Origin of the sequence: Methanobacterium sp. CWC-01 (assembly GCF_030323845.1) — an archaeon.
Lineage (GTDB): Archaea > Methanobacteriota > Methanobacteria > Methanobacteriales > Methanobacteriaceae > Methanobacterium > Methanobacterium aridiramus.
In genome coordinates this window covers 409,783-422,624 of record NZ_CP040735.1, presented here as the reverse complement: position 1 = coordinate 422,624, position 12,842 = coordinate 409,783, and the positions used below count along the sequence as shown (strand labels likewise).

Annotated in this window: 11 protein-coding genes; 8 read left to right on the top strand and 3 right to left on the bottom strand. The window is 40.7% G+C overall.

The annotated features are described in order from the left end of the window. Nucleotides 1-9 precede the first annotated feature (9 nt). Nucleotides 10-1,272, top strand: coding sequence for a metallophosphoesterase family protein (locus FGU46_RS02145; RefSeq protein WP_286476059.1), 1,263 nt, complete (start codon nt 10-12; stop codon nt 1,270-1,272). Beyond that, the gene (locus tag FGU46_RS02140) at nt 1,262-3,286 is read left to right on the top strand and encodes an AAA family ATPase (protein WP_286476058.1); all 2,025 of its coding nucleotides are present in this window, start codon (nt 1,262-1,264) and stop codon (nt 3,284-3,286) included. The genes FGU46_RS02145 and FGU46_RS02140 overlap by 11 nt, the downstream gene beginning before the upstream one ends. Before the next feature lie 255 nt (nt 3,287-3,541). On the opposite strand, the gene FGU46_RS02135 is transcribed toward FGU46_RS02140, so the two are convergent. The 3 genes from FGU46_RS02135 to FGU46_RS02125 form a co-directional block, all read right to left on the bottom strand. Beyond that, a complete protein-coding gene (locus FGU46_RS02135; protein ID WP_286476056.1) occupies nt 3,542-4,954 on the bottom strand; it encodes an MFS transporter in 1,413 nt (470 codons plus the stop codon). A 96-nt stretch (nt 4,955-5,050) separates the two neighbouring features. Beyond that, nucleotides 5,051-6,538 (bottom strand): phosphoserine phosphatase SerB, encoded by a 1,488-nt coding sequence (gene serB / locus FGU46_RS02130; protein ID WP_286476054.1) that lies wholly within the window; start codon nt 6,536-6,538, stop codon nt 5,051-5,053. Nucleotides 6,539-6,570: 32 nt separating this feature from the next. Next, a complete protein-coding gene (locus tag FGU46_RS02125; protein ID WP_286476052.1) occupies nt 6,571-7,116 on the bottom strand; it encodes a TATA-box-binding protein in 546 nt (181 codons plus the stop codon). Nucleotides 7,117-7,551: 435 nt separating this feature from the next. Here FGU46_RS02125 and FGU46_RS02120 point away from each other — a divergent pair, with 435 nt between their 5' ends. The 6 genes from FGU46_RS02120 (at nt 7,552) to fen (ending at nt 12,816) form a co-directional block, all read left to right on the top strand. After that, nucleotides 7,552-7,956 (top strand): hypothetical protein, encoded by a 405-nt coding sequence (locus FGU46_RS02120; RefSeq protein ID WP_286476050.1) that lies wholly within the window; start codon nt 7,552-7,554, stop codon nt 7,954-7,956. A gap of 31 nt (nt 7,957-7,987) precedes the next feature. Continuing rightward, nucleotides 7,988-8,527 carry a class IV adenylate cyclase gene (gene cyaB / locus FGU46_RS02115; protein WP_286476047.1) on the top strand — a complete coding sequence of 180 codons (540 nt, stop codon included), beginning with the start codon at nt 7,988-7,990 and terminating at the stop codon, nt 8,525-8,527. A 270-nt stretch (nt 8,528-8,797) separates the two neighbouring features. After that, on the top strand, nt 8,798-9,973 hold the full coding sequence (locus FGU46_RS02110) for a homocitrate synthase family protein (protein ID WP_286476044.1): 1,176 nt from the start codon (nt 8,798-8,800) through the stop codon (nt 9,971-9,973). Nucleotides 9,974-10,000: 27 nt separating this feature from the next. Continuing rightward, on the top strand, nt 10,001-11,254 hold the full coding sequence (gene hacA / locus FGU46_RS02105) for a homoaconitase large subunit (protein WP_286476042.1): 1,254 nt from the start codon (nt 10,001-10,003) through the stop codon (nt 11,252-11,254). Then, nucleotides 11,247-11,780 (top strand): chorismate lyase, encoded by a 534-nt coding sequence (locus FGU46_RS02100; RefSeq protein ID WP_286476040.1) that lies wholly within the window; start codon nt 11,247-11,249, stop codon nt 11,778-11,780. Before hacA ends, FGU46_RS02100 begins: the two co-directional genes overlap by 8 nt. 49 nt (nt 11,781-11,829) lie before the next feature. Then, nucleotides 11,830-12,816 carry a flap endonuclease-1 gene (gene fen, locus FGU46_RS02095; protein ID WP_286476037.1) on the top strand — a complete coding sequence of 329 codons (987 nt, stop codon included), beginning with the start codon at nt 11,830-11,832 and terminating at the stop codon, nt 12,814-12,816. Nucleotides 12,817-12,842: the final 26 nt, after the last annotated feature.

Genomic DNA, 12,842 nt, shown 5'->3' with positions numbered 1-12,842 from the left:
TGGTCTTAGATGTATAAATTTGCACATTTAGCTGATTGTCATATTGGCGCCCAGAAATACCCTGAACTTAAAGAATTAGAAATGAAAGCATTTAAAAATTGTATGGACAGGTGTATCCAGGAACAAGTTGATTTTATCATAATATCTGGTGACCTTTTTAACTCCAACCTCCCCAACATGGGTGCTGTTAAGGATGCTGTAGAGAAGATGAGGGAAGTGCGAGATTACGGAATTCCTATTTATGTCAATTATGGTAGTCATGATTACAGCCCTAATGAAACTTCTATCATAGATTTATTGAACAGCGCTGGCTTAATACAGAAAATAGTTGAGGGCCAAGTAGAAGATGAAAAACTTAAATTGAAATTTTTTCAGGATCCTGGTACCGGTGCCAAACTCTGTGGAATTTCTGCCCGGAAAATGGGTCTTGAAGTTAGTTACTATGATGCTCTGGACAGAGAGAGCCTGCAAATTGAACCGGGATTCAAGATCTTTGTTTTTCATAGTGCAATAACCGACTTCAAACCCGAATTTCTGTCTGAAATGGACTCCATACCCCTCTCATTATTCCCCAAAGGCTTTGATTATTATGCAGGGGGTCATGTTCATCTACATTCTGAACACGATCCTGAAGGATTCGGTACCTTGATCTATCCTGGGCCCACTTTTGGATCATACTCTAAGGATATGGAAATCAGTGCCAAAGGTGAGGAAAGAGGATTCTACTTGGTTAACTTCCAGGATAAAGTTGAGAAGGTTGAATTTATCCCCTTACCCGTCTGTGAGTACGAATATTTGTACGAAGATGCAGATGGAAAGAATGCAATTCAAGTACAGAACAATCTGATCGAACGATTGGAAAAAATAGATGTGAACCAAAAAGTGGTATTAGTTAAAATACGTGGACAGTTATCTGGCGGGAAAACATCTACTATTGACTCCCGTGCAATCAAAGACATTTTAACACGCAAAGGCGCACTTTATGTGGGTATTAACCGTCATGGGCTGACTACCATGGAACAGGTGAAGGTTAAGATAACTGAGAGTGACATACCTTCCATTGAAAAACGCCTTTTCTCAGATAGGGTGGGGGATGTGAATTTGTCCCTTGTAGAGCTCAAGAAGGATAAAGGGATAAAATTGGCTGTTGAACTTTTAAGGACACTAAGAGAGGAACAGAAACTCAATGAAAAGAAAAAAGACTATGAAGAACGCGTAAAAAAAGATTCTATTTACACCCTTCACTTGGAGGAGGTGTTTTATGAAAATTAATTCATTACACCTTAAGAATATACGAAGTTATGAAAATGCTATAATCGATTTCAGTGAAGGAATAACTTTATTTGAGGGAGATATAGGTTCAGGGAAATCAACTATTCTTATGGCCATTGAATTCGCTCTTTTTGGGCTTGGCTCGGAGAAGGGAGCGGCCCTATTGCGTATAGGTGCCACTAAAGGACATGTTTTATTGGAATTTCAGGTGGACGGCTCTCAGTTCACTGCTTATCGTTCCTTATCAAAGCGAAAAAACGCTATACAGCAGGATAAATGCTTCATAAATATTGATGGGACTGAATTTAAGCTTTCCCCAACTGAGATGAAGGAAAGAATTCTTCAAATCCTTAACTTTAACGAACCAGCCAACAGCCGGGCTAAAAGTGTGATTTACCGGTACGCGGTCTTCACTCCCCAAGAGGAAATGAAGGCTATTATACAGATGTCTCCGGATCAAAGACTGCAAACGTTACGAAAGGCTCTTAGAATTGAGGATTATAAGATTGCCATGAGCAATGCTATTAACGTGGCTCGGGTTATTGATAGAAAATCAGTCGAATTAACATCTAAGGCTTCAAATTTAAATTCCAACCAAGATGAACTTATTTTAAAGGTTCAGGAATTAGATAAAAACCTTTTCAAAATAAAAGAACTTTCAGACGAGTGCCAGAAAATACGAGAAGAGCTGGATGGTCTAAAAATACAAATAAAAAGACACCAGGAAGAAAAAAATAGATTAAGCGAAGCTAAGGGTAAGGTGCCCCTGGTGGAAGATCAAATTCGAAATAATAACCAAATGATTAAAAAACTACAGGATGAAAATCAGTCAGCCCTTAAGCAAATTAATGAAAATTATAATCCCCAAATAGAACAATTTAATGAATTTGAGCTGCCTACTGATAAAGAAGAGGCAGAATTAATAGTATTACTAGAAAAATTGAGAAACGCTGAAAAGTATCTTAACACGCGTAAAGCAACTATTGAAGCTAAAATCGATGATTATAAGGCCATTGAAAATAATAATGTATGCCCCACCTGTGATCGGCCTTTGGATTCTGTGGAGATTAAACTAAAATTGAAACCATTACTTTCTGAACTCCAGGAATTACAATCAAAGTTGGAAGAATGTGAAAACGGCATTAAAGAAACTGATACTCTTCAAGTAAACCTCCGTAAGTATCACGAATTCCAAAAAGATATATCAACCTTAGAAAACCAGATTAAGGAAAAAGAAGGTTTGATTACCAGAAATGAAGATTCAATCCAGGGACTTAGAGAGCAAGTTATTCATGATGAAAAATCTCTTGTTGAACTAATAAATGAAATTGACGAGGGTAAGAAAATTTCAGAAGAAATCGAGAAGTTTGAATCCCAAAAAGAAAAAGTTGAAAATAAATTATCTGATTTAAATGGAGAAATATCCTCCAAAAAAACTGCAGTAAAGCTTTTAAATGATCTGATCCAGGATTTGAAAGCCAGAATAAAAAAGGAAAAGTCATTCAAAGAAAAAGGCGAAAAGTTACAGGAATATCATATTTGGATAAAAGAATTCTTCATACCATCTCTAGAAAACATTGAGAATCAGGTAATGCTGAGCATCAATTTGGAATTCAACCAGCACTTCCAACGATGGTTCTCTATACTGGTTGATGATCCTGACAAGACTGCTTTAATTAACGAGGATTTTACACCCATAGTTGAACAAGATGGTTATGAACAGGAAATTGACTATCTTAGTGGTGGTGAAAAAACCAGCATAGCGTTAGCCTACCGGTTGGCATTGAATAGTATAGTTCAGAGGGTTTCTACAGGTATTAAGTCTGACGTGCTAATTCTCGACGAACCTACCGATGGTTTCAGCAAGGAACAGCTCTTTAAATTACGTGAAATACTGGAAGAACTAGAATGTCCCCAGATAATTATAGTATCGCACGAAAAAGAACTGGAGAGCTTTGCAGACCAAATATTCCGCATTGAAAAAGTGGATGGAATTTCTAAAATTTCATCCTAAAATTCATTTAACGGAATCTCATCCAGATAAATACTCCAACAACCATCAAAAGTATCCCTATAATCTGAAATCCTTTGCCATGTGTTAAATAATACCCTAAATAAACATCTGCAGCGTTGATGATAAAAAGGCTAATTCCTATTATGATTAGGGTTAGTGCCGTTTGGTTGTAGTTAATTTTCATGAGCGTGAAGGAATTTTAAAAAAATAAGTAGATACAATTTTGGTCTTGCCTTAAAAAAATTTGGAAGGTATTTAGCTTTCATTGCCCGTTTCTTTCTTCCCATCCCGCTTCAACGATGCAAATATACCCACGAAGCACAGGGCAGTGAAGATGATGAAGCAGAGATGAATGCTTTCCAGAAGGGCGGGGAACTGTTCCGGGGTTATCTGTACCCGACCTATTAACAACGCAAACACCAGGGTGGCAATCCCGATACTCATGGTCTGGCCGATGAGTCTCATGGTACTCACCGTGGCTGAGGCTACTCCATAGAACCTTCTCTCCACAGACCCCATTATCACGTTGGTATTGGGGGAGGAGAAAAGACCGAATCCCAAGCCTAGAATAGCTAATCCAATGATAATACTGTTGATAGGTGTGTTACCATCCAGGAAGACGAAGGTGAACAGTGCTAAAGTCACCGTAGCCATGCCCGTGGCTGCTATTCTCCGGGCGTTAAAGCGATCCGACATTCTGCCGGCTATTGGCGCCGTTATGGCCATCACCACTGGCTGGGCCACCAGAATGAGACCTGCCACTTGTGGGTCCAGGTCCTTGACGTACTGCAGATAGAAACTTAAAAGCAGAGTCACGGCGAAGGTGGCACTGTAGTTTATAAGTGCGGCCAGGCTGGAAAAGGCGAATGTCATGTTCTTGAAAAGCCCGACATTAAAAACAGGACTTTCTGTCCTGATTTCCCAGCGGATGAAGGACAGAAGTCCGGCAACTCCTAATATCAACATTACTATTCCGGATATATTGGGAAGGCCTGAAAATCCGTACATTATTAAAAATAGCATCAGACTGTAGAGGATGGTTCCTACCAGGTCAAACTTCTCCCCACGGGATGCAGCCCACTCGTCATGAAGTTTCCAGTACACCAGTGCGATAACCAGAATTCCGAAGGGAATCATCAGGAAGAACAAACTCCTCCAACCCAGATACTGGGTCATCAAACCGCCTAAAACTGGCCCTAAAGACAGACCCACATATACCGATGCTACATTTATTCCAATGGCCTTTCCACGCTTATGGGGCGGGTAGACCGAGGTAATGATGGCCAGTCCCGTGACGAAGATCATGGCGGTTCCAATACCCTGCAGAACCCGGGCACCGATGAGTGATAATGTGTTGGGAGATAAAGCACATAACAGAGAAGCGATGGTGAATATAGTCATCCCGTAGGTGAAGATCTTCTTCATACCATGTATATCTGCTATTCTACCAAAGGGAACTGCAAATATAGCAGCTGCTAATAAAAAACCATTCGTTACCCAATTTAAAAGTACAGCATCCGCACCGAAGTCGGCCCCTATGGTGGGTAGGGCAATGTTAATGGAAGATCCCATGAAGGGAGTGAAAAAGGATGCTATACATGCCACCAGAAGTGCCGCTATTTTAATCTGATTTTTATCAGATTTCGGGGTCGACTCGGCTTCGTTCATTAATATCACGGGTACAATTAGTTAAAGATAGAAAAATGGCCAAAAAAAAGGGCTTATAAAAAAATCTAAAAATTATAGTAGAGGGCATATTAGCCCTTATACAATGTTGTGTTTCTGCAGGAGCAGTAACTCTTCTGTGGAAAGTTTCTTACCTTCTCGGAACTTACGATAAATATCTTCAGCTTTTTCCTTTTCTTCTTTGTTCTGCTGCCTTACAATTTCAGTTTCCCTGTTTCTTTCTTTGGCTTTAACACGATCAAGTCCCTTGTTCAGCCTTCGGATATCTCCCAGAGTAGATTTGACTTTCTCATGTTCCTGGTTCGCGGTGTCTCTGGTTTTTATGAATTTTTGATGAGCTTCGTCGGCCTGGGATCGTATTTCATCAATCTTTCGGAAGTACTCTAACATCTTCTCGTGTGTTTCCTGGGCACTGTCAGACAGTTCCACCACTTTGGCGTGATAGCTTTCTGACTTTTCTTTCAGTTCCAGTGCTTCCTCACGGGTTTCTTCGTCTTCCTGGAGGGTTTGCAGATTCTTCCTAAGATCTGTAACCTTGTTTACCAGTTCGTTTTCCTTTCTAATGTCCAGCACACGGGTTTCTATGGTTTTTTCCAGGCGTTTAATTTCGTCCTGGATTTTAACTATTTCTCTCCTACCTGAAGCCCATTCCATCTTCTTGTATTCCTGGTGAACTTCGTCCCGCAGCTTCTTGTACTTCTGAACGTCTTTATTTATTTTATCCCGTTCGTCACGATATTTAAGAGCTTTATCCAGGTTTTCTCGTATTTGGGAATTTAATTTGTCCCTTTCTTCCCGGTGAACCTTGGCCTCTTCATTGAGATTATCCCTTACAGTGGTTATTTCTCTTAATCTCTTTTCAAAGTCTCTTTTCTCGTCCAGAAGCTCATTAAAACTTTTTTTGGAGTCTAAAGTTATTTCCAAATTTCCTTCCACAGGTTTTTCATCAAATACATTCAACAATTCTCTCAAATCCTTTTTTTCTACTATAATGTCGGCACTTTTCTTTAATACAGGTTTAGCATTAAATGCAATGCCTACACCTGCTTTTTCAATCATTGAAATATCATTGGCGCCGTCACCGACTGCAGCGCACTCTTCGGAAGATATTTTTTCTATATCCATTATTTTAGCAAGTATATCTGCTTTAGAACCTTCAACCAGAGGACCACTAACTTCGCCTGTTAACAATCCTTCATCCTCCTCTAACGTGTTGGCGAAGGCATAATCTAAGTCAAGCAAGTCCTTCAATCGCTGGGCGATGTTTTCAAAACTACCACTTATGGTGGCAATTTTATAACCTCGATTTTTAAGTTCGGTTATGGTTTCTTCCGCCCCTTCCATTATGGGTATTTCCTGTACCACTTTGTTAATTTCTTCTACAGAAGTACCCTTCAATAAGGCTACCCTTTGCTTTAGGGCAGTTTCGAAATCTAATTTACCTTCCATGGCTTGTTGGGTAATTTCTGAAACCTCAGATTCAGCGCCAGCTAGTTTGGCTATCTCATCTATGGCTTCTCCATCTATCAATACATTATCGAGATCAAATGCTATGAGCTTAATCAAAACATCACCAATCAGTTCATTAGAGGACATAATTAAAGTAAACTTAGTTCGATTAATCGTTCTTTAGTTTTTTCAACACCCAACTGGGCATCGGGAATGGTTTTTGCACCAGTACAAACAACTTTACCAGAACCAAATAATAATAGAACGACTTTAGGTTCACCAAGTCGATAGACCAGGCCCGGGAATTGTTCTGGTTCGTATTCTGTGTTTTCCAGGTCAAGGGCCACTGCTTCCAGGTTTAAAGTTTTCATCAGATTGGCGGATGCCACGATGTTCTGGACTTTTATTTCAAATTCAGTGGGTATGTCTGGATCCAGAGTTCGCATTTTATCGACAGCAATATGAATAGCCTTTTTTGAGTCTTCGATGGACTTAGCACCAGTACAAACCAGTTTACCTGACCCAAAAATTAGCGCTGCCGTTTTAGGTTCTTTTAATTTATAAACAAGCCCAGGAAATTGTTCTAAATTATATTCCACACCTTCCAAGGCCGGGGCAACTTGGGGAAGGTCTATGGATTTTCCTAAAGTGGCAGATGCCACAATATTTTCCACTTTGATCTCCACATCTGACATCTAATTAATCCTCCAGTGCATAGTCATTAACAATGTACTTTTATGTTTTATAAATGGTTTTTTATATTTAATTTAAAAGTGTGACTTCATTGTAAAAATCGGGTAGGTATTAATCACACACCGCATAACAAAAAAGGACATACGAATAATAGATGGTACTCCTTTACTTATAAAAAGTGGCTATTGGGAAGGTGTCTTCTGCAATATCAACAATCCACCATCCAATCCAAGATGATCACAAACAGCTTGATTATTCTTATTTTTTTTTCATTTATTCTAAACAGGGCTAGATGACATAAATAGCTCTTTTTTATCTTTTAATAGGAAAATTATACATTATCCTTAAAAAAGAAGCCAAACTACTTATAAATACCATGGGCATATAAATATAGTATAATTTTATTAGCAGTATTTTTCTAAAAGGGGATGTTTGGTATGGTCAGTCCCAGAAGGTACCGGGAACAATTGGAAAATCTGGAAATTGAAGGGCTTGAAATAGATGTATCATCCATTAGAGATGCCATGGAGGTTCTTAACAGTCTGGAGGAGTATGAAAAGGTACTCCGGCAGATTAGATACAATGTTCGTAGTGATGTTAGAAATATCAGAATGGATTATCTGGATAAGCTTCAAAAAATAGAGGATCCCAACAAAAAAGGATTTTTCGGACGTGAAAGATCCAAAGAAAAGATTTTAAAAGAAAAAAAAGCCCTGAAAAAAGATCGTGACCTGGAGATTGCTGCCTATGATATTGTTGAAAATATGATCGACAATTATCTGGCCCAGATAGAGGATGCTCGTGATTATATCCGTCATTCTATTGAAAAAAAAGTAGGATAACTGTCAATAAGTGATATTGGGACTAGATAACATGATAGAAGTGGAAGTTAAGGCCCATGCTCCTGATCTTTCTAATGTTGCCAGTAAATTAAAGGTTATAGGTGCAAAGTGGATTAAAGAAGAATACCAGGAAGATATTTACTTCAATGCTCCTCATAAAGATTTCGCTAAGACTGATGAAGCCCTTAGAGTTAGAAAAGTCCATTATGATGGCACTAAAAAGACCTTTATAACTTATAAGGGTGCTAAGCTGGATGAACTCAGTAAAACCAGGGTTGAAATCGAGATGGGTGTTGAAGATCCCCTTCGAGCAGGAGCCATATTTGAAAATCTGGGTTTCAGGGCGGTAGCCACCGTAAAAAAGCACAGGACCATTTATTCTCTGGATGATCTTATCATAACTCTGGATAGGGTCAAAGGAGCGGGAAATTTTGTGGAAATAGAAAAAGACAACGAAGAGGGTGAAGATTATCAGGAAGTTCTGAACCACATCTTTGCGGTTTACAGAAAGCTGGGAATAAGGGAAGGTTTTGAAAGGAGATCCTACCTGGAGATATTGGGCATACATTAAAAAAGGGTATTGGTGCGAATTTAGTGAACCATTGACCGGAAGGAAGTTAGCGGTTGGTGGATTGGCTTATGCCCCGTGGATGATATTTAAATAAAAGGAAAGGTACATTTATATAAAAATGATTATAGACTAAAAGATTAGTTTCAGATTGTTAACTCCATTTGAAGCTTTAATCATAGTTTCAGTTGATTAAAATCGGATTAAGTATTTATTATACAATTAATGGCGCATTTACTGTGTGTTTTTAAAAAAATCAGGTTGTGAATATTCTTGCGATATATGGTAAGTCCCTATAATCAGCAGGTGGATTTGAAGTTTCCAGAAAAGATTACAGTCTACGATACTACCCTTCGTGATGGGGAACAAACCCCGGGGGTGTGTCTTCGAACTCCTGAAAAGCTAAAAATAGCCAGAAAACTGGATGAGTTGGGCGTTCATCAAATAGAAGCAGGTTTTCCCATAGTTTCAAATGAAGAAAGACGGTCAGTACGTGCTATCGTTAATGAAAATTTAAACGCCGACATATTAGTATTATCCCGGACCCGTAAGGAAGATATTGATATGGCCCTTGATTGTGATGTAGATGGAATTATAACCTTCATGGGAACCTCTGATCTACACCTTAAACACAAATTTAAGAAGACGAGAGCGGAAATACTGAATATCTGTATTAACTCCATTGAACACGCCAAGGATCATGGACTTTTTGTTGCATTCTCTGCTGAAGATGCCACCCGTACTGATATAGATTTCTTAAAGCAGATATATAAAAAAGCAGAAGACTACGGGGTGGATCGAGTTCACATCGCCGATACCGTGGGAGCAATAAGTCCTCAGGCCATGGCTTATCTGGTGGGGGAGCTCAAAAAAGAGTTAAAAACGGAGATATCTCTCCATTGTCACAATGACTTCGGAATGGCCTTATCCAATTCCATATCTGGTCTTTTAGCCGGTGCTAGTGCTGTTTCCACCACAGTAAATGGTATTGGGGAGCGTGCCGGTAACACTTCCTTAGAAGAGCTGGTAATGACGTTATTACTGATTTATGGGGTAGATCTCAATTTCAACATCGGCATTTTTTATGAGCTCTCCCGATTGGTGGAGGAATTGACCAACATGCGAATCCCTGAAAATAAACCTATAGTGGGTAGAAATGTCTTCCGACACGAGTCAGGAATACACGTTGACGCAGTTATTGAGGAGCCTTTAACTTACGAACCGTTTATTCCGGAATTAATAGGCCATCACCGACGTATTGTACTTGGAAAGCACTCCGGCTGCCGGGCTGTGAAGGCCAAGCTCACCGAATGTGGTATTGATGTAAGCCGGGATGAACTTTGTAAAATCGTGGAAAGAGTCAAAGAAAAAAGAGAAGAAGGCAAATATATCAATGATGATGTATTTAATGAGATTATTCGGTCAGTTAGGGGTCCAGTTGATATTTAAAGATTTTTAAGGAGTATTTTTAACTTTATGAACATCACGGAGAAGATACTAGCTAGGGCGGCTTCTTTAAAAGAAGTGCAACCTGGAGAAATCATTGAGGCCCAGGTGGACCTGGCCATGAGCCATGATGGAACTTCCCCTCCCACCATCAAAACTTTCCGTCAAATGGCCCAAAGAGTGTGGGATCCAGATCGGATTGTGATAGTATACGATCACAACGTGCCTGCTAACAACCCCGGTTCTGCGGAATTCCAGAGAATTACCAGGGAATTTGCCCGGGAACAGGGCATTAAAAATATTTACACTCATGGAGAGGGTATATGTCACCAGATACTGCCGGAAAAGGGTTATATTAAGCCGGGAACGGTGGTTGTGGGTGCTGACTCCCATACTTGCACCTACGGGGCATTCGGTGCATTTGCCACGGGCATGGGTGCCACTGACATGGCAGCGGTGTTTGCCAGTGGAAAAAACTGGTTCATGGTACCTTCTGCCTATAAAATCAGGGTAGATGGGGCTCTACCCACCTACGTTACAGCTAAAGATGTTATTTTAAATATTATTGGTGAAATTGGATCAGATGGTGCTACCTACAAGTCACTGGAGTTCAGTGGGGATACCATAGATTCTATGGATGTATCGGGTCGGATGACCATGGCCAACATGGTAATTGAATGCGGGGCCAAAAACGGCATAATGGAACCCAACCAGGCTACCTTAGATTATTTGAAGGACAGAAGGGTGGCAGGATTTGATCTTATTAAGTCGGATCCGGACTCCCAGTATGAACGTGAATATCATTTCCAGGTAAATGATTTGGAACCTCAACTAGCCTGCCCCCATAATGTGGATAATGTCCGACCGGTTTCGAGGGTCAGTGGAACCCATATAGACCAGGCAGTTATTGGTTCCTGTACCAACGGTCGTTTAGAAGATTTACGTATTGCAGCCGAAGTTCTAAAGGGTAATAGGGTTCATCAAGATGTTCGTCTGATTGTGGTACCTGCTTCCCGCCAGATATACCTGGATGCTATGGGAGAGGGAATCATAGAGACTTTCCTCCACGCCGGGGCCCTGATATGCAATCCTGGCTGCGGACCCTGCCTGGGTGCTCATATGGGAGTGCTCACCGATGGCGAGGTCTGTGTAGCCACCACCAACCGAAATTTCGTGGGACGTATGGGCGACCCTAATTCGGAGGTCTACCTGGCCAATCCTGCCGTGGTGGCCTATTCTGCTATTTATGGCGAGATAAGAGATCCAAGGGATAAAAATGGATGAAGTAATCTTAAATGGGATAAAAGAGATTGAGAAGAATTTAGGGAGCCTTTCAAGTGCCCAGAAGATTCTTTTGGCAACAGATGGGTCAGTAACTACCATCCTGGATGTTTTGAAGGGACATGTGAAAATCAGGACCCTAATTCAGGAGCTTCGTGAGGCTGATGAGGAAATGGCCAATCTCTTGCAGGTAGAACGGGGTGATGCCGTGAACTACCGGGTGGTGGTCATTGAAAGGGATGAGCCCCTGATACATGCTGTTTCCCTAATTCCAGTGGAACGTTTAAACAACGATTTTAAGGAAGATCTCATTCGTGCCGACATCCCCATTGGACGTATACTTAAAAAACACCAGATTGAGTCTCGCCGGGAGATAAAATCAGTGGCTGTGGAAAAATCCAGTCCAGAAATGGTGGAGATATTCAACGATGAATCCCCGGTTCTCAGCCGAACCTACCATATCATACACCAGGACCAGGTACTGGTTTGGATAAAGGAAACCTTCCCCTCCTCTTTGTTTAGGGAATGAAGTTATAGAATTATGGCATGCACTTTTTATTTAAATGGTGGTGCAGGTTATGGGTGTTAAGTTTCGAGACATAGTATCTACCGAACACATAAAGTTCGAAGATTTAGAGGGAAAAACTGTGGCACTGGATGCGGCTAACATCATATACCAATTTTTATCCAGTATCCGCCAGAGAGACGGCACTCCTCTTATGGACCATAACGGAAGAGTAACTTCCCATTTCAGCGGCATTCTCTACCGCACTACCTCCCTGATTGAGAGGGGAATCAAACCGATTTACGTATTCGACGGACAGTCCAGTCATCTTAAAAAGGATACCCAGGCCAAACGGAACGAGGTTAAGGTTCAATCCGAAAGGCGATGGAAAGATGCATTGGAGGAGGGTCGTATCGAAGATGCCCGTAAATTCGCGGTTAGATCGTCTAGAATGTCCCATGATGTAGTAGATGGTTCAAAAAAACTACTTACACTCATGGGAATTCCTTATATACAGGCACCGGGAGAGGGAGAGGCTCAGGCATCCTACCTGGTGGAGAAAGGTGATGCCTGGTGTGTTGGATCACAGGATTATGATTGTCTGCTTTTCGGTGCGCCGCGTATGGTGAAGAATTTAACCATCAGTGGGGGACTGGGTAAACTGGAACTGATAGAACTAAAAAAGGTCCTAGAAGAACTGGACATTACCCGCGAACAACTGGTCGACCTGGCATTACTGGTTGGAACCGATTTTAACCCTGGAATAAAAGGTATAGGTGCTAAAAAAGGTTTAAAACTTATAAAAGATCATGGAAATATTTATAGTGTCCTGGAAGACCGGGATGTTATTTTTGAAATACACCCCCAGGTTCTGCAAAACCTGTTCCTCCAGCATGAAGTAAGAACTGACTATGCACTTGAATGGAAAAATCCAGACCGAGAACAGATAGTGGAATTTTTATGTGGTGAGCACGATTTTTCGGAGGAAAGGGTGCTTAATGCCGTGGATAAGATCCGTAAATTGGATGCCAATCAGAGCAGTTTGGAGAAATGGTTTTAATATTTTAAAGGTAAAATCACTATTTT

Bases quoted from the DNA above. Each gene is read 5' to 3' on its own strand.
- FGU46_RS02145 (WP_286476059.1), top strand. From the start codon at position 10: ATGTATAAATTTGCACATTTAGCTGATTGTCATATTGGCGCCCAGAAA.
- FGU46_RS02140 (WP_286476058.1), top strand. From the start codon at position 1,262: ATGAAAATTAATTCATTACACCTTAAGAATATACGAAGTTATGAAAAT.
- FGU46_RS02125 (WP_286476052.1), bottom strand. From the start codon at position 7,116: ATGTCAGATGTGGAGATCAAAGTGGAAAATATTGTGGCATCTGCCACT.
- hacA (WP_286476042.1), top strand. From the start codon at position 10,001: ATGAACATCACGGAGAAGATACTAGCTAGGGCGGCTTCTTTAAAAGAA.
- FGU46_RS02120 (WP_286476050.1), top strand. From the start codon at position 7,552: ATGGTCAGTCCCAGAAGGTACCGGGAACAATTGGAAAATCTGGAAATT.
- fen (WP_286476037.1), top strand. From the start codon at position 11,830: ATGGGTGTTAAGTTTCGAGACATAGTATCTACCGAACACATAAAGTTC.
- cyaB (WP_286476047.1), top strand. From the start codon at position 7,988: ATGATAGAAGTGGAAGTTAAGGCCCATGCTCCTGATCTTTCTAATGTT.
- FGU46_RS02135 (WP_286476056.1), bottom strand. From the start codon at position 4,954: ATGAACGAAGCCGAGTCGACCCCGAAATCTGATAAAAATCAGATTAAA.
- FGU46_RS02100 (WP_286476040.1), top strand. From the start codon at position 11,247: ATGGATGAAGTAATCTTAAATGGGATAAAAGAGATTGAGAAGAATTTA.